This is a genomic window from Sphingomonas sp. Ant H11 (assembly GCF_000797515.1).
In the GTDB taxonomy this organism is placed as follows: Bacteria; Pseudomonadota; Alphaproteobacteria; order Sphingomonadales; family Sphingomonadaceae; genus Sphingomonas.
Genome location: NZ_JSBN01000113.1, coordinates 1 through 23,484, shown reverse-complemented (window position 1 = coordinate 23,484; position 23,484 = coordinate 1). Strand labels below are relative to the sequence as shown.

Here is a 23,484-nt window from a genome sequence, read left to right as displayed (position 1 = left end):
GCGCCGGCGGCGTCCCACTGCACATCGCCGTCGTTGGCAGCGGCGGCGCGGCGATGGCGGCGGCACTAAAAGCCGTCGAGCAAGGCGCGCGGGTCACGCTTGTCGAGCGCGGCGTAATCGGCGGAACCTGCGTCAATTTCGGCTGCGTGCCCTCGAAGATCATGATCCGCGCCGCGCATGTCGCTCACCTGCGCCGCGAAAGTCCATTCGACGATGGAATCGAGGCGTCCTCCCCGACGGTCCGGCGCGACCGGTTGCTGGTCCAGCAGCAGGCCCGCGTAGATGAACTGCGGCATGCCAAGTATGGGAACATCCTGGCCGAAACGCCCGCCATCACGGTGTTGCGCGGCGAGGCCAGCTTCCGGGACGCCCAGAGCCTCCTCGTGCGCCAGGCCGACGGCGCAGAGCATCACGTGGCCTTCGACCGCTGCCTGATCGCCGCCGGCGCCAGCCCGGCGATACCGCCCATTCCCGGCTTGCAAGGCACGCCGTACTGGACCTCGCAGGAAGCCCTTGAGAGCGAGACGATCCCGCCGCGGCTGGCGGTGATCGGGTCGTCGGTCGTCGCGGTCGAACTGGCCCAGGCCTTCGCCCGGCTCGGCGGCAAGGTGACGATCCTGGCGCGCAGCACCCTGTTCTTCCGTGAGGATCCGGCTATCGGCGAGGCGGTCACAGCAGCCTTCCGCGCCGAAGGCATCGAGGTGCTGGAGCACACCGAGGCGAGCAAGGTCGCCTACGCCGATGGCGAGTTCGTGCTCGCCACCGGTCAGGGCGACCTGCGCGTTGACAAGCTGCTCATCGCGACGGGCCGCGCGCCCAACACCCAAGGGCTCGCCCTGGAGGCGGCCGGCGTCGCCGTCAACGCGCAGGGCGGCGTCGTGATCGACACGGCCATGCGCACCAGCGCGCCGAACATCTATGCCGCCGGCGACTGCACCGACCAGCCGCAGTTCGTGTATGTCGCGGCGGCGGCCGGAACCCGGGCAGCGGTCAACATGACCGGCGGCGAGGCCGTCCTCGACCTGGCCACGATGCCGGCGGTCGTGTTCAGCGACCCGCAGGTCGCCACGGTCGGGCTCAGCGAGGCAGAGGCCCACCACGTCGGGATCGAGACCGACAGCCGGCTCTTGACCTTGGACAACGTCCCGCGCGCGCTCGCCAACTTCGACATGCGCGGCTTCATCAAACTGGTAGCGGAAGCGGGTAGCGGCCGGCTCATTGGCGTCCAGGCAGTGACGCCGGAGGCGGGCGAGATCATTCAGACGGCGGCGCTCGCCATCCGGGCGCGCATGACCGTCGGCGAGCTGGGCGACCAGTTGTTCCCCTACCTGACTATGGTGGAAGGCTTGAAGCTCGCGGCACAGACCTTCTCCAAGGATGTGACGCAGCTCTCCTGCTGCGCCGGTTGAAGGCTCACTTTTGCGCGGTGAACGGAGCGCGCCTGATGATGACTCTTACCTCTCACGCCGAAGCGACCGAAAGGCCCGCCGTCGAGTTTCCAGGCGGCATGATCACCCCAGACTGGGGCACGGTCACGACGCCACAGGCCCAGAACGCCCTGAAGGCCATCGTCGAGGCCTTCATCGGCTCCAAGTGGGATGGGCTGGATGAGACAGAGAGCCGACTCCACGGCATCGTCCTGCACGGCTACGCCTCAAGTGGGCGCGCGCCAGCGATGGCGGATGTCGCCGCGGCAGCCGGGCTCACCATAGATGAGGCCGACGACGTGCTGCGGCGCCTGGCCGTGCGCGATCTGCTGATCCTCAACGCTGCCGGCCGGATCAACGGCGCCTATCCGTTCACCGATGGTCCGACCGAGCATCACGCGGAAGCGCGTGGGCTCACGATGGGCACCATGTGCGCCATCGATGCACTCGGCATCGGCGCGATGCTGGAGCGCGATGTCGTCGTCCGCTCAGCCTGCCGCCAGTGCGCGCGCTCGCTCGCCATCCGCACCCGGAGCGACGGTCACGAGCTGGATCAAGTCGAGCCGTCGGGGATCGTTGTCTGGTCCGGCCATCGCTATGCCGCCGGCTGTGCGGCGTCTTCGCTCTGCACCTTGCAGGCCTTCTTCTGCGACGACATTCACCTGGAGGCTTGGCGCGCGAACAGCCCGACTGACGGCCGGGAGGGTGTTCGCCTAAGCCTGGCCGAAGCGCTGGAGGTTGGCGTCGCGCTTTTTGCGCCGATGCGAATGGGGCTGCGGTCATGGATTCTTACGACCTGATCGTCATCGGTAGCGGCACGGCGGCCCAAGTCGCTGTTGCAAAGGTCCGCGCTGCCGGCTGGTCCATCGCCGTGATCGATAACCGCCCATGTGAGGCGCTCCATCTGCTCCGGCGACCCTCCTTCCGAACTTCCCAATGACCTGTCCAAAGGAATAGAGGGCGAAAAGGAGACCCCGAGGGCGGTCCAGCGCTTCAAGCGCTGGACGCCCGGCTAAGCGGCCAGGGGCATGTCATCGCCATCGGACCCGGCAAGGAACCGTGCCAGAGCAGCCTTGCGCGATCCGCGATCGAGTGCGTAGCTGGTCCGCTTCAACGCCACGCCATCCAGCAGAGCGGCGATGTATCCCGCGATGCTGTCGGCGGCCATGACAAGCGCAGTATCGAGTGTATGCACATAACGCCCAGTTATAGTGCCGTGCGCGTGGCCAATCAGCGCCGCGATGGTGATCTCGGTGAAACCAAGATCATTGGCGAGGCTGGAGAAGCTATGCCGCAGGATATGCGCAGTGATGTCCTCCAACTCCGTGCCGGCGAAGATTTTCTTCCAGTGATGTGGGAAGCTGCCGAACGGCTTATCGTCATCCCGGCCCGGAAAGGCATACGGGCTGTTACGCGCCTGCTTGCGCCGCTGCTCGAAAAACTCGAGAACGGAGAGCCCGATGGCGCGGATGGATTCGCCTTCCTTGGAGTCCTCCAAGCGGAAGCAGCTACCCGGCTCGTCGATTTCCGTCCATTTGATACCGATCACCTCGCCGCGCCGGCACCCGGTCATCGCCAGCACCCGAATGAGCCCGGCAGTGTCGGCATAGCGTTCATCGTCGGCAGCATTGCGCAGGATCGCGCCGAGCAGGCGAAATTCGTCTTCGGAAAGGCGCCGGTCGCGCTTGCTGTCCTTAGGTTTCTTGATGCCATGGGCGGGGTTGACCTCGATGATACCAAGCTCGTCGCGGGCATAGGTGAGGATGCCGCCCAGAAGTCCGACCGTGCGGCTGCTTGCTCCGAGGCCGCCGCGGACGATGGCCTTGCCACGCAGTTTGTCGGTTTTGACCGAGACGTTGGTTTTACCGCTGATGATGTCCTTCATCATCGACGTGACATCGGCTTTGGTTAGCTGAACGACCTTCTTCTTACCGATGAGCGGAATGATGTGCCGCTTGATGCGGCCGATGTCGGTGGCGCGGGTGCTCGCCTTCTTCGGCCGGCCGCCCTTGCCCAAGATGCGGCCCTGCTCCAGCTCCGTCATGTAGAGCTGACAAAGCTCCTTCATGGTCATGGCCTTGCGCGCGCTGTTCCGGTCCGCGAGCGGATCATTGCCTTTGGCGACCTCGGCTAGCACCTGGATTGCCAAGGTGCGCGCCTGATCGGCGGTGATCGTGCCGTGGCGACCGAGTTTCATGCGCCGGCGGATGTTGTTGGCGTTGCGGTAATCGACGAAGTAGGTCCGCGTACCGGAGGGTAGGATGAAGGCGCCGAAGCCCTTCAACTCTCCGCACCACAAGGTATATTGCCGGTCTTGCGGCACCGCCTTGTCGATGAGCGTCTTAGTCAGTTTAGCCATGCTTGCCTCGCTAGAGGGGCTCCAAAAAACTCACCAAAATCTCACCAGCCAATCGGAAATGCTGGAGTTCCCGTGAGTAGCTTAGGAAAGCCAGAATGTCAAAAACACTGTATATACAGTAGCTTATGCCGCTCTAGCGTTTGATAGCGTTCCATGTCGGAGTCGTTGAATCAGCCCTCCGAAGGCAGAGGCCACTGGTTCGAATCCAGTCGGGTGCACCATAAAATCAAAGATTTAGCTAATGTCGCAGTGGCCGTACGGAAAACGTACGGAAACATCATCGGACGGAATGCGACTAATGAACGCGCGCCGGGACGATTCTTCGTGCGCAGCCCAGTGCAACGCACGCGCGGCCTGCCCCTACCGATCGAATACGAATTCGCGAGGGAGCTTGGATTTCGCCTTATCTATACAGCTTCACGTCAGAATTTTGCCAATGGTTGCCCACGCCCCCCACATTCCTCCCCAAACTTTGGGCGATATTTAATGGAGCGTCACGACAGGATTTGCGATTGCTATGGCGCGAAACAACCGAACGAGCGGCGGGTTGCGAGACGGGGTGGGCGACCCGAACGGCCGATGTCGGGCCGATAGCGATCCCGCGGTTGACCTCGCTGAACGCAAGAGTGTGCGGTAGCACCGCACGCTCTCGGCACCGCGCCATGCTGGACTTCCGTGTATCGGCCCGGCCATGCGATGGCCGCAAACGCCCAGCCCAAAACGATACCCGGCATCACCGGTCTCGGCCCATTTCATCAGGGCAACGATGCCGCCTGATTGGAAGGCTTCCTGTGCGGCGTTTTCGCGCAGGCGAGCGATACGCTCGTGGCGGGCGCGATAATCGAGCGCCTCTTCCTCGATTTCGTCAGCCGACTCGTCGCCCCATGACTTGCTAAATCGCCACGCGCTTCATTGCACCAGCCCGCCCTCCAGACCGGGGAGGTCCTATGGCGCGAGGGGGAGATCCATAGTGAAGACGTTATGAGCGCCCTCCCGCTGATACGAGGCGGTCCCACCGTGCCGCAAGCTCGCGACGTGAACCAGCGCGAGGCCAAGCCCGATCCTGTCGCCCCGGCCGCCGAACCGCGCGAACGGATCGGCCCGGCGATCGTCAGGCAGTTCGGGCCCGGCACTGGTAACAAAGAAACGCACTTTTTCATCCAGCATGCGGACACCGTAATGAACCGTCGCTCCTTCAGGAGCAAATCGCACAGCGTTATCGAGCAGATTGTGGATCGCGCGCATCAGGAGGCCATGATCGCCATCAATCCAGATGCCGTTCTCCTGCAGATCGCTCTCATCGCGCAACGTCAGACGGCGCCGCTTCGCCCGTGCCCACGACATATCCGCCGCCTCTGCCGCCACGTCAGCAAGATCGACCGGTTCGCGCCGCAGCAACGCAGTGCGCGCCCGGGCAAGGCGCACGAAATCGTCCGCCATCGCCAGGCCGCGCTGCGCATGGCGGCGTAGCCAGTCCACCCGGAGGGTTTCACCGCGCGATTGATCAAGCAAGGTCAATATCTCCGCATAGGGAGACCGGATGTCATGGCCCAGTAAATGCAGCGTGTCCTCGCGCTCCCGCTCCATCGTACGCAGGGCCGTGACATCGGTGAGCCGGACGATCCTTTCACCCCCTCCAAGCTTGACCTCCGCCAAGACGAAAGCGCGGTCGGCCTGCGTAACCACCTGACCCGTATCAGCGTCCAATTGCCCAAGCGTACGGCGTAAATCGGCAAAGGACTGCCCGATGCACGCCATGCCGAAGATCTGGGTCGCCGCTGGATTGGCCGATCGAATGATGTCGTCGGGTGCCACGACGCATATCGCATCAGGAAGATGGTCGACCAGCCGCGCAACGAAACGTTCGAGCCGAATCAGTTCTGTTTGCAGCAAGGCTGCACGAAGCCCCATGAGCATCAGCCCGGCTCCTGCGGCCAGCGCTGCCGCTTGGGTCCCGATAGCGATAGCGACGAACATCGATGCAGCGCAGAACGCGGTCGGCATCAGCATGCCGATCAATCTGGAGTGTCGTATCCGGCATTGCCCCTCCCCAGCGGCCGCGTCGGCGAACAGAAACAGGAAAAACGGGATGGCAAACGTAACGTTGACGACATGACCGGGAGGTGGTGGATTCGGCCCCCTAAACACCCATCCGTTCATTAGGGCAGAGTCGAGCCAGTAGCTCGTCAGAAGCGCTGCCAATGCTATCGCGAACCTTCGATGCACAGGATCGGGTTGCGCCGCGATTGCGAAAATCGACAGCACCGCGGCGCCCATGTTGATAATCGCGTGGTATCGCGAGGTCAGCTTGTCCCACGCAGGATCGGCAGCATGCTGGTGCGGAAATATCGAGGGATAGAGGAGGTAAAAAAGCAGGCCTGCCAGCAGCAGGGCCTGTGCTCCATCGATCAAACGATAAGGCCGCGTCGCGTCGTGTTCCTGGCCGCGGGCGAGGATTAGCAAATACGGTATCAGCCGAAGCATAAAGAACAGTTCGTCGAAATAAACCCGAGCGCCATCAGGGTAATGCGCCTGCAACCACGTTATCGCCCAATAGGCCATGTCCCAGAGCACCAGCGCGAGACAGAGCATCACCCAATGCCAGCGAATTTCCGTGCCCGATCGGCACGCACGCGTGAGGCAAAATGCGACCATCACGCCAAGCACCAAGGTCACACCGAGCGCGGTGGTCCAGACATGGCCGACATAGCGGAGCGCCAGGAACGCATGACAGGTCGTCGCGCAAAGCAGCACAACGCACCACTTTCGATTGTCGCTATCCGGTGTCGAGGCGATCACAGCGCGTCCGCTACATCGTCCTGCGCGGCCGAGACATAGGTGTCGAGGCGATAGCCATAACCGAACACCGTCTGCAAACGGTAGCCGTTCTCCGATCGCAACTGAAGCTTCGCGCGCAACCGGGACACATGCATATCGAGCGTGCGCGTCGATAGCCCGGCTGCACTTTTCCAGACGCATTCCAACAAATAGGCGCGCGACAACGGACGGTCTCGCCGCTGGAAAAAATGGAGGGCGAGCGCATATTCCTTGGGCGTCAATTCAATCACGCGTCCGTCGAACAGAACTTGCTCGCCCTGCGAGTCAAAGCTGTAGCGGCCGAACACTTCAGGCTCGTTGTCACCATCGCGGCGCAACGTCCGCCGCAGGACCGCGTCGATCCGAGCCGCCACGACCTTTGCCGTCTCCGGCTTTACAATATAGTCGTCCGCCCCTGCCTCCAAAGCGGCGACGATATCGTCGCGATCATGCCGAGCCGTAAGCATCAACATGGCCGGCGGCACGGCAATGTTCGCGCGCGCCCAACGAACAATCTCCAGCCCCCCGATATCCGGCAGGTTCCAATCGATGACGAGCAAATCGAACGTGTCACGCGGCAGCGTGCCGATCAAATCTCGCCCTCTGCGGAAGGGAACGCAGACATGCCCCCTTTCGGTCAGCACGCTCCGGATGAACGCCAGAGCCGTCTCGTCATCATCGATTACACCGACCCGCATCATTATCCTGTCCGGTTAACGATCCCTAACACCCGATCGCGGCCGTAATCCACTATCCCCTGGCTTGGTTACATCTATTTACAACACCGGCGCTCGATCCCGACGGCGTTACATTCCGTTACACCATGTCAGCGGTTTCGCAGTGGACGGGTTCTACATCGCCTGATGCAGATGTCGGATCCCACAGGTAGACCGCTATGAAAATCAAAGTCCCCACCTCCGCTGTTGAGATCGGCATGTTCGTTGATTCCATGGAAGGATCGTGGTGGCTCAACCCGTTCTGGAAGAGCAGTTTCCTCATCGCCTCTCAAAAGGACTTGAAACGACTGACATCGAGCAACATCGCATGGGTCGTGATCGACGATAGTCGCGGTGTCGGTTTTAAAAAAGGCACCGCGCACGGTTGCGGCGATCCCGCCGGAGCCCAGGCGGGCCCGAATGCCGGCCGTCCACGTTCCGCCGCCCCCTACTCCCACACCATCAGCGAGACGTCCTGACTTCGAGACACAGCGCGTTGCCGCGATCATCGACCGATCGAAGCGTGAGGTAATTCGTCTGTTTACCGACGCGCGGATGGGCAAGGCGCTCGAACGGCGGGCGATGACGGCAGTGGTCGACGATATCTGTGATTCGGTCGGCGACGATCCGACCGCTGTCCTGAAAGTGACGCGCCTCAAAAAGAAGAACGAATACACCTATCTGCACTGCGTAGCGGTTTCCGCGTTGATGATCGCGCTGGGTCGGCACTTGAAGCTCGGGGAAGACACCGTGCGCGAACTGGGCCTCGCCGGCTTGCTTCACGACATCGGAAAGATGACAATCCCAACCGACCTGCTCGAGAAACCCGGCCGACTGACTGCGGCCGAATTCGAGATTGTCCGCGCGCATCCGGAGAATGGATATGCGATGCTGATGGAGGACAATATGTCCTCCATCGTCCACGACGTCATTCTGCATCATCACGAAAAGCTCGACGGCAGCGGCTACCCGCACCGCCTGTCCGGTGACTCAATCACCTTGCATGCCCGGATCGGCGCGATCTGTGACGTCTATGACGCGGTGACCTCCAAGCGGTCCTATAAGCGCCAATGGACCCCGTCCGAGGCGCTGACCCAGATGCGGTCCTGGACGGGACATTTCGATCCCGAGATCCTCGACGCCTTCATGCGCTGCATCAGCATTTATCCGATAGGTCTTCTCGTTCGGCTGCGCAGCAATCGCCTCGCCGTCATTCTGACTGAGAATGTGACCCGCCCGACGGAAGCCATGGCGCGCGCCTTTTACCTGCCGCGTGAATTGCAATTCATCGAGCCAGCTGACGTTCGGCTTTCGTCGGGTCTGAAGGGGGATGCCGTCGTCGAGATCGAGGATCCGGAACGTTGGTTCCCCGGCGAGTGGGAGGGGGTCCGCGACGCTGTGCTGTCAGGACAGCAGCCGACCTTCGCCACCCTCGGCGACCTTTCCGCCGCCACGGTGGCATCATGACCACGCAGGCCGAACGGAATGCCGTGGCAACGGGCACGCTCCGCACGCGCCCTGCCCCGCCGTCGCGCCCGAAAATCCTCTCCCGGCTGCTGCGAGGATGGTCTAGCGAGGTCCCGGTCGCGGCGGACGCGCAACCCTCTCATAAACGCAAACTCTATGACGAGATCGGTCACTTCCTCTTCGCCCATAACCTAGATTTGACGCCGCTAAACTTTGGATGCGCGCATGATTACGTCGTTGGTGGCGATCGACGTTTGGTTAAGGACGTCGATACGGCGCTCGATCAGCAAAGCGTTTCCAACGGCTGGATCGAGGACTATGTCGCCGGGCGACAGCGCCATTCGCTTGCACCGGAGATGCTGGTCACCATGGCTGCCCAGGCAGAGGGTGAGCTCAATCGCTGCCTTGTGATCATGAAGGCGTCTGCGGACCGCGCCAACGACTATAGCGAATCGCTGAGCGCGCCGCAGCCGGCGGTGACGGCGGAGGACATGATCGAACGCCTTGCGGGTTTGACCCGCGAGATGATTGGCCAGACGCGTCTCGCCGAGGCCGAGATGCGCGCCAGCTATAGCAAGGTCAGCCAATTGCAAACGTCGCTCCGCGCAGCCCGCAAGGCATCGGAGACAGACCCCTTGACCGGCCTTCCCAACCGGCGCGGTCTGGAACGGCGCTTCGGCGAGTTGTGCGCGACCCATGCACAGCGTCCAATGGCGATTGCGCTGTGCGATGTCGATCATTTCAAAGCAGTCAATGACCGGTTTGGACATGAGACAGGCGACCGCGTCCTAAAAACGATCGCCGGTGAGCTCCGCTCGGTAAAAAATCGCGGGGGATATGTCGTACGGCTAGGCGGCGAAGAGTTCGCCGTATTGCTGCCCGATCATGCACTTGAACGCGCAGGGGCGGAAGTGGACCGTGTCCGCGAACGGCTGGGCGCACGCAATCTGATCGACAGCGTCACCGAGCGGCCGATCGGCTCCATCACCTTCTCAGCCGGCATCGCAATGGTCGATGGTCAGCAGGGACTGAGGCGCGCCTTGCGACTGGCGGACGCGGCGCTCTACGCGGCCAAGCATGCCGGCCGAAACCGCATCTATGCTGCGTTCGGTGACGGACAAATGGCACCGATGCACAACGATATGCAGTGATCGACCGCCCTGCGATCGGGATAGCACGGTAGAGGGGTTCTCTCGCAACGCCCGTTCCATCATTTATCGGCTCAGCACGCCGACCACATCATCCGCTGGTGAAAATCTAGCGGGGGGTCGATGTCGCGAAAACCGAGCTTGAGATAGAGTGCGCGTGCCCGAAGGTTGGTATGGGCCACGTGCAAATCGAATCCCTTGCTGCCCGCCGAAACAAGCGCGGCCTTGGTCCAGTTGATCAACGCCACGCCGAAACCGCGTCGGCCGGGCAGAAACCCCATATCCAGCGCGCGCCACATGCTGCCGTGCCGGTCGAGATAATAGCGCCCGATCGGCACCACCGTCTCGCCCTGCGCGCGCTCTACGATCCAATAATCGGCGCGAGGAAACTGTTTGAGGAAATGGCGGTGCTGCAGGTCGAACTGTTCGCGGATGATCCGCTCACGGGCCTCTGCGCCCCATGGTGCCAGCACGAAATCGGGCGCGGTGAGGGCGCGGTGCAGCGCACGGAGAAAACCGAGATCGTCTCGTCCCGCCGCCCGGAGCCGCACCCCCGGCAGCCTGGAGCGTAGCCGAGAGTTGGGGCGGCGCGGCACGCGGAAGGGGAAAGCGCGGCAAAGGGCGATCGACCGGCGTCTGAGTGGTTGCGCCCATGCTGGCAGGCTTTACCATTGACCAATGAATCGCAACGCCGCCGAAGCGGTACATTGGGGGATGACTATGAAACTGCCGACGCCGGAAGATTTCGAACCGTGGGTGGGCAAAGTCGTGCGCGTGTTGACCGTGCCCGAGCCGGTCGAGGTCCGGCTGCTACGGCTCCATCGCAAGGCCCATTTGGTCAACGAATTTCGCGAACCTTTCACACTCATCTTCGAATCGCCCGAAACCGTCTATCTGCTCGATGAAACCTATGAATTCGATTGTGGCAATGGTGGCCCCTACCCCATCGCCATAAGCCAGCTACAGCCGAGGCCCGGTCAGCCCCGGCTGTATCAGGCGACCTTTTGTTAGGGGTGCGGCGGCCAGATGCCGACTGTCGCGATCATGGTGAAAACCGCGATTACCGGCTGGATATTGGGCACTGGGGTGGTCCCACCCGCCAAACCGATGGTGACTGATCCCTGCGGCGTGAAGGGACCCCCAGTAACCGTAAGGCCGCCGAGATTGACGGCAGTCGTGCCTGAGCCTGCTGGCGCATAGACTTTCACCGTGCTGGGCCCGCTGGCGGGGAAGCCGTTGGCAAGCTGGCTTCCGGTGCTCGCAGCGTTCGTGACTTGCGTCGTTGTAGCCGCAGTCAGCGCAGACAGGCTGCCCGAGGCGGACGTCATCCCTGGCAAACCCTGGAACGTCGCCTGGTGGTTGTGCAGCGGCATGTTGCTTTGGGTCAGCTGGTTGGCTTCGGTTCCGCTCTTTGCCCCCAGGGCATAGTTGGACAAGCCAGGCCCCTGGCCCGTGCCCACCAGCACACGACCGCGCGCATCGGGAATGCCAAACGTGCTTACGCCGTCACCACCGAAATTCGTACCGAGCAACGCAAACAGCGCCTGGTTTTGCGAAAGCGGTATAGTCTGCCCACTACACTGCAACCATCCGTCCGGAGCGTAGCTGAAGCCGACCTGGATGATCTGGCCGATAAAAGGGTCGGACATACTGATTCTCCTTGATTTGTTAAGAGTATACAGGACAAGAAACAAAGGTATGCGACGCTGTTTGAAGCCGCGCGATACACCGCGGCGCGCAATAATGCTGCCAATTAGCCTGCGGGGGCAAGAGCAATAGACCTTGATACGAAATTTTGTGCGCAATTTGCGTATTTTGTGCGGTGCACCATGAAATGATGTGCTCGCACGATTTTTAATATTAAAGAAATGTGGCACTTTAGCGAGCGCTGCCGCGTGCCCGACCCACGATTTTCCAACTTTTCTTAGAGTTAGCCGGGCTCATTTGGCAATGTTGCGAAAATTCTATCCGCGTCAGGCCAACAACGCTGCGCATCCGCCGCCGCAGCGCAACACAAGCCGCCGCGCGATCGTCAAAAAATGCCGGCTTGCAGTCAGCCCGATAGAGCGGGGCTGGCCGATAGTGCCAAAATACGCACCATAAATTGTGGCCCCGCCCAACGGATAGCTTTCGAGATACCGGATATCGGCGAGATTTTTGATCCACAGTTGGAGAGAAGTGCCGGATCGATCGTCCGTAAAGCCAAGCTGCGCATTGGCGATCCCGACATTCCCCAATCGGGAATAGCGGCTGTTGTCGATATTCCCGTAATAATGGGAGCGATACCCATAGTCGAAGCCGACCGACACCGTCCCGCTGGCCGCGATCTGGCGGGTATAGCGCGCCGACCCGTTCAGGATCCACCGCGGCGCATCCGCCAGCGGGCCGCCGCTCAAATCACAGCTGGCAGACCCGAGCGTCTCGGGCGGGCAGGGCGCGGTAGGATAGCTGTCATAGTGCGCATCATCATAGGCGGCGGTCATGGCCATTTCGAACCGCGATGAGGCCCGCCACCGCGCCTCCATTTCCACGCCGCGCGTCGAAACGCGCCCGACATTCGCCAGGATCGCCCCGAACAAGCGGTTGAGCGTCGCCTGATAGGCACCAATCCGCGTATAGAAGAGGGCAAGGTCGAAATGGACATGCCCGCCCAACGCGCTCGATTTCAGGCCAAGCTCGAAGCTGTCGGCATGTTCCGGCCGCACGATTTGATCATCCGTCGCCGTCGCGACGATGGGATTGATTCCGCCGGCCTTGGCCCCGCGCGCATAGCTCGCGTAGAGATGAAGATCGCGGGATCGGGCATAGGTCAACGCGAGCGTTCCCGACGGGTCGACCTCCTCGACCGCGAGCGCCTGATGATAGCTCGACTGGGCGGCATTGGCCGGACGGTCGATCACGCCCGACTTGCGTTCATATGTACCACGCGCGCCGATCGTGAGCGCGAGCCTCGGGTGAAAATGCCAGGTGCCCTGCGCAAACACAGCTACACTTTGCGAATTCAAGTCGGCTTCGGTCGAACTCGTCACACCATTGAAGGCGACCAAGGATGGCGGCGGCACGGCCGTATTGCCCAGGAAATTCGCCGCTTTGGCACCAAAAGCGAGACGAAGCGCCGATTGTAGCGATTGCCGGAAGTAATAGAGCCCGGCCGTCGCATCGATCCTGCCGCCGCCGGGATTGGCGATGCGAACCTCCTGGCTGAATTGCCAGTCGTCGGTCGGCACGGACGCGTTCGTGTAGGCCTCGGCGCTCGACAGATCACCGTCGAAACCCGCCCGATAGCGCCATGCGCGATAGCCCGTCACCGACGTGATCTCCGCCGCCCCCAGGTCATAGACAAGATTGGCGGTGAGCCCGCCCTGGCGAACGCGCAGAAATGTTGGAGCGTTTGCCGTGGTGCGATAACCGGGGCCGCCCAGCACCGCATTACCGCCTGCAGCCGCAACCCGCGCACTGTAGGTCGCCGATGGAGGGCCCAAGGACCCTGCGACCAGCGTGCAGCAACTGTCGCGCTCATCGTGATATTCCGCAATCAACCGCAAGCGCAGGCGCGCGTCCGGCTCGATCAAAAACTGAAGACGGGCACCCGTGCGATCGGTGCCGTTCAGTCGGCCTCCGCCGTCGATCCGGTCGATCCACCCGCCCTGCCCGGTGTGATAGACCGACAGGCGCGCTGCCAGCACATCGTCGACCAGGCCCGTCGAGACGGACCCGCGGAACCGCACAAGGCCGTTGGTACCGATCGAGGTTTCGACGCTTCCCTCCGGCACAAAGGTCGGGGCCCTGGAAGTGATTACGATCGCGCCTGCCGTGGTGTTCTTTCCAAAGACCGTGCCCTGTGGGCCGCGCAGAATCTCGACCGCGTCGATGTCCGACAAATCATAGACCGCCATTCCGGGACGACCAAGATACACGCCATCGACGAAAATCCCGACGGCGGGTTCGAGCCCGTCGCTCGCCGGATTGCGACCGATACCGCGGATCGAAACGTAGTTTCCGCGCGGATTAAAATAGCTGATATTCAGGCTGGGCGCGAGTTGTTTGAGATCCTCGATCTGGTGAAGCCCGCGTCGATCGAGTGTCGCTCCGGTGACTTTCGTAACTGCGATCGGGACGTCATCGGCCTTCTCGTCGCGCTTTCGCGCCGTCACGACGATGTCGTCTTGCCGATCCATCGCCCCGGCCCCGGTTGCAGCCAAGATCGCAAGCAGGTGCCACGCCACCACCAGCAGCACCCTCTGCGTCTTTACGCTACCCGCCATTTGCCCTGAGTCCCGCCCCCGCGCCGAGCCTTATACGGGCTGTCCCGGGCGTACGAAAGGGACGCACAGCGCCGGTGTGGGCCACCACACACACCGCGGCCCGTTACAAATCGATTGACGGTCACCATCTTTATGTTAGTGTTACTAACATGGAGTTGGCATCACTGACCTGACGATTCGTTTGACGCGCCCTAGGTAGTGCGGCCGCACATGAGAGCGGAGGCTGAGACATGTCCAGACGAGGTAAGCGCGCGCGACGATGCAGACACCCCCGCCGCCACCGGCGAGCAGTCGAACCAAGGCGACATCGACTCCCTCGGACTGTTGCTGCTTCGCATTCGTCACGGAGATCAGCGCGCCTTCAAACGGGTCTATGACACCACCGCGCCGCGCCTTTTGGCGAAGGCATTGTCGATCCTTTCGAACCGTGACGCGGCTGAAGACGTGCTGCAGGAGACCTATGTCCGTATCTGGCGCAACATCGCCCAGTTCGATCCCGCACGCGGCACCGCCGCGACGTGGATCATGCGTGTGCTCCGCAATGCAGCGATCGACCGGCTTCGGCACGATCGGACGATTGCACGCTACCAAACCACGACCGACACCATGCCCGACCTGCCCATCGCGCCGGAACCGGTCACCGACCGCATCGATCTTGACCGCGCGCTCGCCCGGATCTCGCCCGAACAGCGCCTGTCCATCTGCCGCGTCGTCGTCCATGGCTGGACGCACGATGAAGTCGGCAAGCTGGACGGCGTTCCTACGCCAACCGCCAAGGCCCGCGTACAACGCGGCCTACGCCGTCTGCACGCCGCTTTGGCCGATACTGACCCTGACGCAAGGGTGGCAAGACAGGCGGAAAAGGCATTAGCATGATCGAGCAGCGCCGTTGGATGATCGGTGCTTGCGTTGGTGACACTTGCAGGTTTGGTAGAGAATGACGAACGACGCCTCCAAGGCACCGTATCAGAGCCCGCTCCGCGCGCGCCTCAAAGAGCAGACATCGCTCATCATCCTCGATGCGGTCGAGTCTATCATCCGCAATGCCGATCTCGCCGCGGTCAGCATCGCGGAGGTCGCCCGCGTCGCCGAAGTTACCGAACAGACCGTCTACCGGCACTATCGCACCCGCGACGAACTGATCCGCGCGTTCATCAAATGGCATCTGGAACGTGCGGTCGGGGGGCCGGACATTCAGCTTCCGCGAACGATCGACGAACTGCTTATATGGTTGGAAAGTCGTTATCGGGCCTGGGAACGGGATGGACAGGTGGTCAGCGAGACCTACCTCTCGGCAATCGGACGGGAATTGCGCAAACCTTTGTATGAGCTGGGATATCAGAACCTGAACCGGATGCTTGGCAACGAACATCCCGAACTGAGCGACGCAATGCGCAATTATGTCGCATCGGCCATGCTCACGCTGATGAGCACCGAGAATTTCGTCTTCCTTCGCCACAACCTTGGATACGACGCGCGCGCCGTGCATGTCAGCGTGGTCAACGCGATCAATGCCATCCGGCGTGGCCTCCAACCCGATCTGTCGGCCGACTATATTTGAAAAAGGGTGTCGGTCACCCGTTTGCGGAGCTGGTGAGACGTGCCTGGATTGCGGTCCAAACGTCGGACGTCGGCATCTCGGATGCGCTCTCCTCCTGCCCCGCCCCGGGGGAGGAAACGAAGGAATCAAGCAATTCGCGGTAGCGATCGACAAGATCGCGAAACACACCGTCGTTGGTTACCCGATCTCTTGCCTGCTCCAGCAAAGGAGTGCGCAAAATTCCCAACACAAAATCCAACGCAAACGCCTGTTCAAATGACAGATTCTGGAAGTTATTTGTCGATATACGTGTAATTTGACGAGGCACTTTTTGCTTTTTCATCCGGCCACACGCCATCTATTTTAGTAGTTTTCAACAAAATTCAAGCTCATTTCCGAAAATGACTTCCGCGCAAGCGGTCGTATCATACGTTCGAGCGCGTGCCGAAAATACGGGGAGCACCGCTCCCCGTATTCCGGATGAACGCACACACCGCCGGAAGCGCCCGTATCGGGGGAAGCGATCGCTCCCGCCTGTGTGTGCCCCGATCACGAATGCCGATCCCTGGGGTTGGGCGGGTCGGCACCGTCATGCCGACGTGGCTGACGCTTTTCCTACGGAATCCGAAGGGGTTTTGGACGCATGCTCGCGAAAATTTCGTGACCGCCGCCGACATGTGCCCAAAAAAATCTGAGGCCTGTGCATCCGCGATCAATGCACGGCCGTAATGAGAGCATCGGCGGGCAGATTTCTAAGATCCTGCTTTCTCCGGTCGCACAGATGACTTGTGCGTTCATCTGTATCTTCAGAATTATTGCCCATCTATTTTACAATATTGCAACAATGAAGGACATATCCATGAAAAAGACCATCTTTGCTTCGATCCTGCTCGCCACCGCAAGCGTTGCCGGCGTCGCCACTGCTGCAATGGCAATGCCCGCGCCGGTCACCGTTGGCGGTGCGCCAATGTATGCCAACAAGAACATCATCCAGAATGCGGTGAATTCGAAGGATCACACCACGCTGGTCGCCGCAGTGAAGGCCGCCGGTCTGGTGGAGACGCTGTCGGGCCCCGGTCCGTTCACGGTGTTCGCGCCCACCAACGCCGCCTTCGCCAAGCTGCCCGCCGCCACCGTTCCGACGCTGCTGAAGCCCGAAAACAAGGGCCAGCTCACCTCGGTCCTCACCTATCACGTGCTGCCGGGCAAGCTGTCGGCCACCGCGCTGCGCGCAAAGATCAAGGCCGGCAATGGCCGCGCAACGTTCAAGACGGTCCAGGGTGAGGAACTGACCTTCACCATGGCGGGCCGCCGTCTCCAGATCACCGATTCCAAGGGTGGCAAATCGACGATCACGATCGCCGACGCAACCAGAGCAATGGGGTGATCCACGTCGTCGACGCAGTGCTACTCCCGTAAGGCATTGCTCCGACCTGGGGGGAGGCCAACCTCCTGCGCTTCCCCCCAGTTTCTTTGTCCGATGGCGCAGGATCCCGACATGACAGCGCGCAGCCTCGCCAGACCACGCCGTGTGACGATCCACCCGCTGATCGTGCGACTGTGTCACTGGATCAACGCGGCCGCGATGATCGTGATGATCCTGAGCGGCTGGGCGATCCACAATGCGGACCCGATCGCGCCGTTCCTCTTCCCCGGTCGTATCACGCTCGGCGGCGGATTGATCGGCGGGTTGCAATGGCATTTTGCGGCGATGTGGGTGCTGTTCGTCAACGGCATCCTGTATCTGGTCTATGGCTTCGCCAGCGGCAGGTTCGCGCGCAAACTCCGCCCGATCAGCGTGCGCGATGCCGTCGTCGACGGTCTCGCCGCGCTGCGCGGTCGGCTCGGTCATGCCGATCTGTCGGTCTATAACGGCGTGCAGCGCCTGCTGTATGCCGGTGTGATTGCGCTTGCCGTGCTCGTCGTGGCGAGCGGCCTGTCGATCTGGAAACCGGTCCAGTTCGGCTGGCTGACCTGGCTGTTCGGCGATTTCGATGTCGCCCGCATCGTCCATTTCGCGGCGATGAGCGGCATCGTCCTCTTCTTGGTTGTCCACGTCGCGATGTCGCTGCTGGTGCCGCGCAGCCTGCTCGCGATGATCCGGGGAGCGTGAGCCATGAACGACGAAACCCGCTATATCCTGAGCGACGCCGCGCGCGGCCTCGACGTGCCGACGCGGCGGCTGTTCCTGCGCAACGCGCTGGGGCTTGGCACGCTTGCGATGCTGAGCGGCTGCGACGTGGTCGACGGCCTGAGCGCCGAGCGCGTGCTCGGATCGATGTCGGATTTCAACGACCGTGCACAGGCATGGTTGTTCAACCCCAACACGCTCGCGCGCGAATATCCGGCGCGGATGATCACCCGTCCGTTTCCGTTCAATTCCTTCTACACGCCCAATTCGCCCGATCTGGCCCCGCGGATCGACCCGCGCGAGTTCGTGCTCAACGTCACCGGGCTGGTCGAGCGCAAGGACGATTGGACGCTGCGCCAACTCTACGCGTTGCCGCGCTTCACCCAGATTACGCGCCACGTCTGCATCGAAGGCTGGAGCGCGATCGGCAAATGGACGGGCGTGCGCTTTTCCGATTTCCTGGCGCGGGTTGGGGCGGACCGGCACGCGAAATACGTCACTTTCCGCTGCGATGACAATTACACCACCTCGATCGACATGGCGACCGCGCTCCATCCACAAACCCAGCTGTGCTTCTGGATGAACGACGCGGTGTTGCCCCGCCAGCACGGCTTCCCGATGAAGTTGCGCGTGCCGACGAAGCTCGGGTTCAAGAACCCCAAGCACATTGGCGAGATCGCGATCGGCAATGACTATACTGGCGGCTATTGGGAAACGTACGGCTATAACTGGTTCAGCGGGCTCTGAGCCAAAGCCCGCGATCAGGCCGGGCGCACGACCAGAATGTGGAACGTGCCCGGCAGCATCGCCGGTCGCCCACCGCCCGCCGGGGCAGGTCCGAACTTCGCGCTGGGCAAATAGAGCGTGCCGGTTTTGGGATCGAGCGCGCCGGTGCGGGCCCCCACTTCGGTCTTGACCGTGCCGACATGCGTCACGGCGGCACCCGCCAGCGAGAGAATATCGAGAACGCCATCCTTGCCGCACGGAACGAACGCCAAATGCCGCGCTTCATCCAGGATGACGGCGTCTGGCCCCGCGCCGATCGCGATCAAGCTCGTCAGCGTGCGGGTCGCGACATCGACGACCGCCGCTTTGCCATTGGCGCACGCCGCGATGAGGCGGTTGTGGGGCTTGTCATAAGCGAGGCCGGTCGGCGCGTCGCAGCCGAGCAGCGGAATCGGTGAACCTGCTACCCCCCCGTGCGACATCCACCGTCTCGATTTCGTTGGCGTCCTCATTATTGATGAACAGCGTCCCGTCTGCGGAGAATGCCGCATATTCCAGCGCCGGTTTGACGGCGATGGTCTTGGTCAGCTTGGCCGTGGCGAGATCGATCACCGACACGGTGCCGCTGGTCGCGTTCATCACATACGCGTGGGTCTTTGCGGGATCGAGGATTGCAGCGTCGGGCTTCTTGCCGACGGCGATGGTGGCGGTCTCGGAGCCGGAGACGGGGTCCAGCAAGCGCACGGTGCCATCGGTCCCGCTGGACACCAGCAGCGCGCCGCCCGGCAGCGGTAGGGCCGCATGGCCGCGCTGAACGTTTCCGATCGACGAAACCTTGCCCGTCGCGAGATCGACCACGGTAACGTTGTTGCCCCGCGCGATGTAGAGATGGGTGCCTTCATCGTCCGTCCGCGCATAATCCCAGGGACCATCTGGGCCGGCGATCGCGGTGGCGACCACGTAGCGCGGCGCGGCGGCCGCGCCTCCCGCCAGCGGCAAGGCAAGGGCAACGAACGCGGCAAGAAGCGATTGAGGACGCATGGCGGTCTCCACGATAAAGCGAGGCCGCCCTTCTGACGGCATCTCCTGCGCACGTCACGTTAGCGTTTCCTAATGCGGCATTTTGCAGCAAAACGGCGATGACCCGCGCGGCATTAGGCCAGATTGTGAAGAATCAATGTCCAATCCCGGCTATCTGCATCCATAGCGCGAGCATCGCTTTCCAACGCCATGCTCGGAATTTCATGAACGGCGACCCACGGCCTGCGTGGCGACTTGTTCCTCGCCCGACGACGATCCTGCTCGCGGCACTGCTGAGCGGCTGCGCCCACTATGCCGCGCTGCCGTTGGCTGCCGATCCACTGCTGGCACCCACGATCGCGGTGTTGGATCATCCGGGAGCTGCGCTGCCGACCGGCCCGTTGTCCGTGTCTGACGTTGTCGACCTCGCGCTTGCCAACAATCCCGAGCTCAAGGCGGCCCGACTGAAGCGTGCCATTGCCGCCGGGCAGACGAAACAGGCCTCGACCTTGCCCAACCCGTCGCTGACCGGCGCGTTTCTGCCGCTGCTGTCGGGCGTGGGCTCGGTGCCGGCCTGGAATGTCGGGCTCGGCCAGGATCTCAAGACGCTGCTCACCTATCGCACCCGCCGCCGCGCCGCGCAGGATAGCGAGCGGCAAGTCGTCGCCGATGTCGTGTGGCAGGAATGGCAAGTCGCGGGCCAGGCGCGCCAGATCGCGAGCGACCTGATCGTCGGGCGCACCAGCCGCGCGAGCTATCTCGCCGCTTATCAGTTGCTCGCCGCGCGCAATGCCAAGCTCGAACAGGCGCTGGCGGCGCGGAACGTAACGCTGGTGACCGTCGCGCCCGATCGCGTCGCGCTGCAGGCGGCGCGCAGCGCGCTCAATGCGCTCGACCAGAAACAGCTCGCTTTGGCGCATCAGCTCAATGCACTGCTCGGCCTTGCCCCCGATGTTGTCGTGCCGCTGGCGACGCAGGTCGAGTTGCCCCCGTTCGACCCGGCTGCGATCCGCGCCGGGCTCGCCACGCTGCCCGAACGGCGCCCGGATCTGATCGCGCTGCGCATGGGCTATGCCGCAGCGGACGAGCAAGTGCGCCAGGCGATCCAGTCGCAATTCCCCGATCTGGTGCTCGGCGGCAGCGTCAGCAGCGACAATTCCAGCGTCGTCAATGGCGGCCCCAATGCGACGCTCAGCCTGCCCGTGTTCGATCGCAACCAGGGCAATGTCGCGATCACGCAGGCAACGCGCGCACAACTCCACGCCGATTATGCCGCGCGGCTGGCATCGACGGTCGGGACGGTCGGCGCGATGCTGCGCGAGATGGAGCAACTCAGCGCCCAACTCGCCGAGGCGCGCCGCGACCTTCCCGCCGCGCGCCTCGCCGCCGAGCGCGCGCAAGCGGCGTTCGGTGCCTCCAATCTCGACGAACGCGGCTATGTCGATCTCGTCTCGAACCGCTTTGCCAAGGAACAGGACATCATGACGCTGGAACTGGCGCTGCTCGACCGGCAGATCGCGCTGCAAACGCTGGTCGGCGACGGCCTGCCGACGGTCGACACCGGGGCGACCGCGCAATGAGGGCGCTGATCACGTTGACCGCAGCGCTTGCGCTCGCTGGCTGCGGTGCCGCGTCCGAGGAGACCAAGGCCGAGCCGCAAAGCGTGCTGGTTTCTACGGCCCCGGCGAAGCAGGGCGCGCTGCCGCAAACGGTCACCGCTTACGGATCGGTCGCACCCGCGCTCAACGGAGCCCAAACCTTCAGCGAAGCGCAGCCGGGGCAAGTGACCCGGCTGCTCGTCACGCCGGGCGCGACGGTGCGGCGCGGGCAAGCGCTGGCGGTGTTTGTCCCTGCGCCCGCCAGCCGCAGCGGCTATCTTCAGGCGGTCGAGGCGCTCGATTCGGCGCGCAAGCAACGCGCCACCACCGCACAGCTGCTTGCGCAGCAACTGGCGACACAGGATCAGCTGGTTCAGGCCGACAAGGCCGTGGCCGATGCGCGGACTGCGTTGGCCGCACTGCAAGCCGAGGGTGCTGGCCGCGCCGTCCACACGCTGACCGCGCCGTTCGATGGCATCGTCACCGCCGTAAGCGTTGCGCAAGGCGACCGCACGCAAGCCGGAGCCACACTGCTGACCGTCGTACGCGCGGGGGGCATCGTCGTAACCGCCGGGATCGATCCGGCGGAGCATGGCACGGTCGCGGTCGGCCAGTCGGCCTCCTTGCTCCGTTTGTCGGGCGGCGCGGCGCTTACCGGCCATGTGCTGCGCGTCAGCCAGGCCCTCAACGCCAAAACCCGCATGGTCGATGTCGATATCGCCTTTCCCGCAGGGGCCTTGCTGCCCGGCGAAGGCATTCAGGTCGCAATCGCGACCGGGCAAGTTTCGGGCTGGATCGTGCCGCACCGCGCGGTGGTGACGGCGGGCGGGGTGCCGCATGTCTTTCAAATCTCGGGCAGCAAGGCCAAGGCGGTGCCGGTTACCGTCCTGCTCACCTCCAATGCGGGCGACGTCGTCAACGGCGCGATCGATCCGCAGCGCCGCCTGATCGTCGAGGGGGCGTATCAGGTCGGTGATGGCGATGCCGTGCGGTGGGCGCACTGATGCTCGAACGCTTGCTGCGCGAGCAATCGCGCGCCTTTGTTCTGATCGCGCTTGCGGTCGCGCTGGCGGGGATTGTCGCAGCGCTCGCGTTGCCGGTTGGGCTGTTCCCGCAAGTCTCCTTCCCGCGCGTGGTGGTCGATCTCGATTCGGGCAGCCGCCCCGCCGACCAGACCGCACTCACCGTCACGCGCCCGGTCGAAGAGGCGATCCGCGCCATTCCCGGCGTGCGCGATGTGCGCTCGGGCACCAGTCGCGGCACCGCGCAGATCTCGATCGATTTCGGCTGGGGCCGCGACATGACCGCCAGCACCTTGCTGGTCGATTCCGCTTTGGCGCGGACGCTGCCAACGCTGCCACCGGGCACGCAATATACCGTGCGCCGGATGGACCCGACGGTGTTCCCGATCATCTCCTACGCGCTCGTTTCCGAAACGGTCGATCCGGTGGCGTTGCAGGAGATCGCCAAATATCAGGTGACACCGCTGCTTTCCGCCATTCCCGGGCTGGCGCGCGTTGGCGTGCAGGGCGGCGGCACTGCCGAGGTGCAAGTGCTCGCCGATCCGCACCGGCTCGCCGACCACAATCTGTCGATGGCGGACCTCAGCGCGGCGATCAAGAACGGCAATGTGCTGAGCGCGGTCGGGCAAGTGCAGGATCGCGGGCGGCTGTCGCTGGTCATCGCCGATCGCAGCGTGGCGAGCGCGGCGGAAATCGGCGCGATCGTGATCAGCGCCGATCCACAAGGCGTGCTGCGCGTCCGCGATGTGGCGACGGTGCAGGAGGGCGCGGTGCCGGTGTGGCAGCGCATCGTCGAGGATGGCAAACCCGCCGTGCTGTTCAACATCTATGAACAGCCCGACGGCAATGCCGTGCAAATTGCCCAGGCGGTGCAGCAGAAACTGGCAAAGCTGGCGCTGCCGAGCGGCGTCAGGCTGGTGTGCTGGTACGATCAAAGCGCGCTGGTGACCGAAGCGGTGGCGAGCGTGCGCGATGCGGTGCTGATCGGTCTGGTGCTGGCGGCCCTGGTGTTGCTGGCGTTCCTGCGGAGCTGGCGCGTCACGCTGATCGCGGCGATCGTGGTGCCGACGACGCTCGCCGCCACGGTGCTGGTGCTGAGCGTGCTCGGGATGAGCTTCAACATCATGACGCTGGGCGGGATCGCCGCCGCCGTCGGCCTGCTGATCGACGATGTTATCGTGATGGTCGAACATATCGCGCGCCGCGCGGGCGCGAGTGGCGCGGACGGCACGCCGCGCGGCGCTGCCG

Annotated in this window: 22 protein-coding genes and 1 pseudogene; 14 read left to right on the top strand and 9 right to left on the bottom strand. The window is 63.1% G+C overall.

Translation table 11 applies throughout. The features are described from left to right. Positions 1-1,409, top strand: a 1,409-nt coding sequence (gene merA / locus NW75_RS18190; RefSeq protein WP_033966612.1) for a mercury(II) reductase, incomplete at its 5' end; no start/stop codon positions are given. Positions 1,410-1,444: 35 nt separating this feature from the next. After that, positions 1,445-2,227 (top strand): alkylmercury lyase family protein, encoded by a 783-nt coding sequence (locus NW75_RS18185; protein WP_231565302.1) that lies wholly within the window; start codon positions 1,445-1,447, stop codon positions 2,225-2,227. 212 nt (positions 2,228-2,439) lie between these two features. Here NW75_RS18185 and NW75_RS18180 read toward each other — a convergent pair whose 3' ends face one another. The 3 genes from NW75_RS18180 to NW75_RS18170 all read right to left on the bottom strand — a co-directional run bounded on the left by NW75_RS18180 (position 2,440) and on the right by NW75_RS18170 (position 7,301). Continuing rightward, positions 2,440-3,786 (bottom strand): tyrosine-type recombinase/integrase, encoded by a 1,347-nt coding sequence (locus NW75_RS18180; protein WP_033966611.1) that lies wholly within the window; start codon positions 3,784-3,786, stop codon positions 2,440-2,442. Between the two features lie 945 nt (positions 3,787-4,731). After that, positions 4,732-6,585 carry a sensor histidine kinase gene (locus NW75_RS18175; RefSeq protein ID WP_033966610.1) on the bottom strand — a complete coding sequence of 618 codons (1,854 nt, stop codon included), beginning with the start codon at positions 6,583-6,585 and terminating at the stop codon, positions 4,732-4,734. Continuing rightward, complete coding sequence (locus NW75_RS18170) at positions 6,582-7,301, bottom strand: response regulator transcription factor (protein ID WP_033966625.1); 720 nt, start codon at positions 7,299-7,301, stop codon at positions 6,582-6,584. The genes NW75_RS18175 and NW75_RS18170 overlap by 4 nt, the downstream gene beginning before the upstream one ends. A 197-nt stretch (positions 7,302-7,498) precedes the next feature. Between NW75_RS18170 and NW75_RS23180 the strand changes: the two genes are divergently transcribed. The 3 genes from NW75_RS23180 to NW75_RS18155 all read left to right on the top strand — a co-directional run bounded on the left by NW75_RS23180 (position 7,499) and on the right by NW75_RS18155 (position 9,937). After that, on the top strand, positions 7,499-7,798 hold the full coding sequence (locus tag NW75_RS23180; protein WP_052192501.1) for a DUF3391 domain-containing protein: 300 nt from the start codon (positions 7,499-7,501) through the stop codon (positions 7,796-7,798). Between the two features lie 76 nt (positions 7,799-7,874). Then, positions 7,875-8,786, top strand: a complete 912-nt coding sequence (locus tag NW75_RS18160; protein ID WP_052192500.1) for an HD-GYP domain-containing protein — start codon at positions 7,875-7,877, stop codon at positions 8,784-8,786. After that, positions 8,783-9,937 (top strand): GGDEF domain-containing protein, encoded by a 1,155-nt coding sequence (locus NW75_RS18155; RefSeq protein WP_052192499.1) that lies wholly within the window; start codon positions 8,783-8,785, stop codon positions 9,935-9,937. The genes NW75_RS18160 and NW75_RS18155 overlap by 4 nt, the downstream gene beginning before the upstream one ends. A 71-nt stretch (positions 9,938-10,008) precedes the next feature. On the opposite strand, the gene NW75_RS23175 is transcribed toward NW75_RS18155, so the two are convergent. After that, positions 10,009-10,485 carry a GNAT family N-acetyltransferase gene (locus tag NW75_RS23175; RefSeq protein WP_052192498.1) on the bottom strand — a complete coding sequence of 159 codons (477 nt, stop codon included), beginning with the start codon at positions 10,483-10,485 and terminating at the stop codon, positions 10,009-10,011. Positions 10,486-10,612: 127 nt separating this feature from the next. On the opposite strand from NW75_RS23175, the gene NW75_RS18145 reads away from it, so the two are divergent. Continuing rightward, the gene (locus NW75_RS18145) at positions 10,613-10,945 is read left to right on the top strand and encodes a DUF6916 family protein (protein ID WP_231565301.1); all 333 of its coding nucleotides are present in this window, start codon (positions 10,613-10,615) and stop codon (positions 10,943-10,945) included. Here NW75_RS18145 and NW75_RS18140 read toward each other — a convergent pair. Next, positions 10,942-11,583, bottom strand: coding sequence for a phage tail protein (locus NW75_RS18140; protein ID WP_033966608.1), 642 nt, complete (start codon positions 11,581-11,583; stop codon positions 10,942-10,944). The genes NW75_RS18145 and NW75_RS18140 overlap by 4 nt on opposite strands. A 324-nt stretch (positions 11,584-11,907) precedes the next feature. Beyond that, positions 11,908-14,199 carry a TonB-dependent receptor gene (locus tag NW75_RS18135; RefSeq protein ID WP_052192497.1) on the bottom strand — a complete coding sequence of 764 codons (2,292 nt, stop codon included), beginning with the start codon at positions 14,197-14,199 and terminating at the stop codon, positions 11,908-11,910. A 210-nt stretch (positions 14,200-14,409) separates the two neighbouring features. Here NW75_RS18135 and NW75_RS18130 point away from each other — a divergent pair, with 210 nt between their 5' ends. Both NW75_RS18130 and NW75_RS18125 read left to right on the top strand, forming a co-directional pair. After that, a complete protein-coding gene (locus NW75_RS18130) occupies positions 14,410-15,075 on the top strand; it encodes an RNA polymerase sigma factor (RefSeq protein WP_033966607.1) in 666 nt (221 codons plus the stop codon). Between the two features lie 61 nt (positions 15,076-15,136). Further along, the gene (locus NW75_RS18125; RefSeq protein WP_033966606.1) at positions 15,137-15,760 is read left to right on the top strand and encodes a TetR/AcrR family transcriptional regulator; all 624 of its coding nucleotides are present in this window, start codon (positions 15,137-15,139) and stop codon (positions 15,758-15,760) included. A gap of 13 nt (positions 15,761-15,773) precedes the next feature. Here NW75_RS18125 and NW75_RS24665 read toward each other — a convergent pair whose 3' ends face one another. Beyond that, positions 15,774-16,082, bottom strand: a complete 309-nt coding sequence (locus NW75_RS24665; RefSeq protein WP_126845117.1) for a hypothetical protein — start codon at positions 16,080-16,082, stop codon at positions 15,774-15,776. A 516-nt stretch (positions 16,083-16,598) separates the two neighbouring features. Here NW75_RS24665 and NW75_RS18115 point away from each other — a divergent pair. From NW75_RS18115 to NW75_RS24655, 3 genes and pseudogenes are all read left to right on the top strand, one after another. Next, positions 16,599-17,158: pseudogene (locus NW75_RS18115) on the top strand (fasciclin domain-containing protein). Positions 17,159-17,237: 79 nt separating this feature from the next. Further along, the gene (locus NW75_RS24660) at positions 17,238-17,852 is read left to right on the top strand and encodes a cytochrome b/b6 domain-containing protein (protein ID WP_033966617.1); all 615 of its coding nucleotides are present in this window, start codon (positions 17,238-17,240) and stop codon (positions 17,850-17,852) included. Between the two features lie 3 nt (positions 17,853-17,855). Then, entirely contained in the window at positions 17,856-18,617 is a 762-nt protein-coding gene (locus tag NW75_RS24655; RefSeq protein ID WP_033966604.1) for a molybdopterin-dependent oxidoreductase, read from the top strand. 14 nt (positions 18,618-18,631) lie between these two features. Here NW75_RS24655 and NW75_RS26875 read toward each other — a convergent pair whose 3' ends face one another. Further along, complete coding sequence (locus NW75_RS26875; protein ID WP_231565300.1) at positions 18,632-19,078, bottom strand: YncE family protein; 447 nt, start codon at positions 19,076-19,078, stop codon at positions 18,632-18,634. Continuing rightward, on the bottom strand, positions 19,005-19,637 hold the full coding sequence (locus NW75_RS26870) for a YncE family protein (RefSeq protein WP_231565299.1): 633 nt from the start codon (positions 19,635-19,637) through the stop codon (positions 19,005-19,007). The genes NW75_RS26875 and NW75_RS26870 overlap by 74 nt, the downstream gene beginning before the upstream one ends. A gap of 203 nt (positions 19,638-19,840) precedes the next feature. Between NW75_RS26870 and NW75_RS18095 the strand changes: the two genes are divergently transcribed. The 3 genes from NW75_RS18095 to NW75_RS18085 all read left to right on the top strand — a co-directional run. Further along, complete coding sequence (locus NW75_RS18095; protein WP_052192495.1) at positions 19,841-21,196, top strand: TolC family protein; 1,356 nt, start codon at positions 19,841-19,843, stop codon at positions 21,194-21,196. After that, positions 21,193-22,218 carry an efflux RND transporter periplasmic adaptor subunit gene (locus NW75_RS18090; protein ID WP_033966603.1) on the top strand — a complete coding sequence of 342 codons (1,026 nt, stop codon included), beginning with the start codon at positions 21,193-21,195 and terminating at the stop codon, positions 22,216-22,218. The genes NW75_RS18095 and NW75_RS18090 overlap by 4 nt, the downstream gene beginning before the upstream one ends. After that, positions 22,218-23,484 (top strand): efflux RND transporter permease subunit (locus tag NW75_RS18085; RefSeq protein WP_033966613.1); only part of this gene is annotated, 1,267 nt, incomplete at its 3' end. The genes NW75_RS18090 and NW75_RS18085, both read left to right, overlap by 1 nt.

Bases quoted from the DNA above. Each gene is read 5' to 3' on its own strand.
- NW75_RS18095 (WP_052192495.1), top strand. From the start codon at position 19,841: ATGAACGGCGACCCACGGCCTGCGTGGCGACTTGTTCCTCGCCCGACG.
- NW75_RS18145 (WP_231565301.1), top strand. From the start codon at position 10,613: ATGAATCGCAACGCCGCCGAAGCGGTACATTGGGGGATGACTATGAAA.
- NW75_RS18125 (WP_033966606.1), top strand. From the start codon at position 15,137: ATGACGAACGACGCCTCCAAGGCACCGTATCAGAGCCCGCTCCGCGCG.
- NW75_RS18135 (WP_052192497.1), bottom strand. From the start codon at position 14,199: ATGGCGGGTAGCGTAAAGACGCAGAGGGTGCTGCTGGTGGTGGCGTGG.
- NW75_RS18130 (WP_033966607.1), top strand. From the start codon at position 14,410: ATGAGAGCGGAGGCTGAGACATGTCCAGACGAGGTAAGCGCGCGCGAC.
- NW75_RS23180 (WP_052192501.1), top strand. From the start codon at position 7,499: ATGAAAATCAAAGTCCCCACCTCCGCTGTTGAGATCGGCATGTTCGTT.
- NW75_RS26875 (WP_231565300.1), bottom strand. From the start codon at position 19,078: ATGTCGCACGGGGGGGTAGCAGGTTCACCGATTCCGCTGCTCGGCTGC.
- NW75_RS18180 (WP_033966611.1), bottom strand. From the start codon at position 3,786: ATGGCTAAACTGACTAAGACGCTCATCGACAAGGCGGTGCCGCAAGAC.
- NW75_RS18185 (WP_231565302.1), top strand. From the start codon at position 1,445: ATGATGACTCTTACCTCTCACGCCGAAGCGACCGAAAGGCCCGCCGTC.
- NW75_RS18170 (WP_033966625.1), bottom strand. From the start codon at position 7,301: ATGCGGGTCGGTGTAATCGATGATGACGAGACGGCTCTGGCGTTCATC.
- NW75_RS24655 (WP_033966604.1), top strand. From the start codon at position 17,856: ATGAACGACGAAACCCGCTATATCCTGAGCGACGCCGCGCGCGGCCTC.
- NW75_RS18090 (WP_033966603.1), top strand. From the start codon at position 21,193: ATGAGGGCGCTGATCACGTTGACCGCAGCGCTTGCGCTCGCTGGCTGC.
- NW75_RS18160 (WP_052192500.1), top strand. From the start codon at position 7,875: ATGGGCAAGGCGCTCGAACGGCGGGCGATGACGGCAGTGGTCGACGAT.
- NW75_RS18155 (WP_052192499.1), top strand. From the start codon at position 8,783: ATGACCACGCAGGCCGAACGGAATGCCGTGGCAACGGGCACGCTCCGC.
- NW75_RS26870 (WP_231565299.1), bottom strand. From the start codon at position 19,637: ATGCGTCCTCAATCGCTTCTTGCCGCGTTCGTTGCCCTTGCCTTGCCG.
- NW75_RS18140 (WP_033966608.1), bottom strand. From the start codon at position 11,583: ATGTCCGACCCTTTTATCGGCCAGATCATCCAGGTCGGCTTCAGCTAC.
- NW75_RS24660 (WP_033966617.1), top strand. From the start codon at position 17,238: ATGACAGCGCGCAGCCTCGCCAGACCACGCCGTGTGACGATCCACCCG.
- NW75_RS24665 (WP_126845117.1), bottom strand. From the start codon at position 16,082: ATGAAAAAGCAAAAAGTGCCTCGTCAAATTACACGTATATCGACAAAT.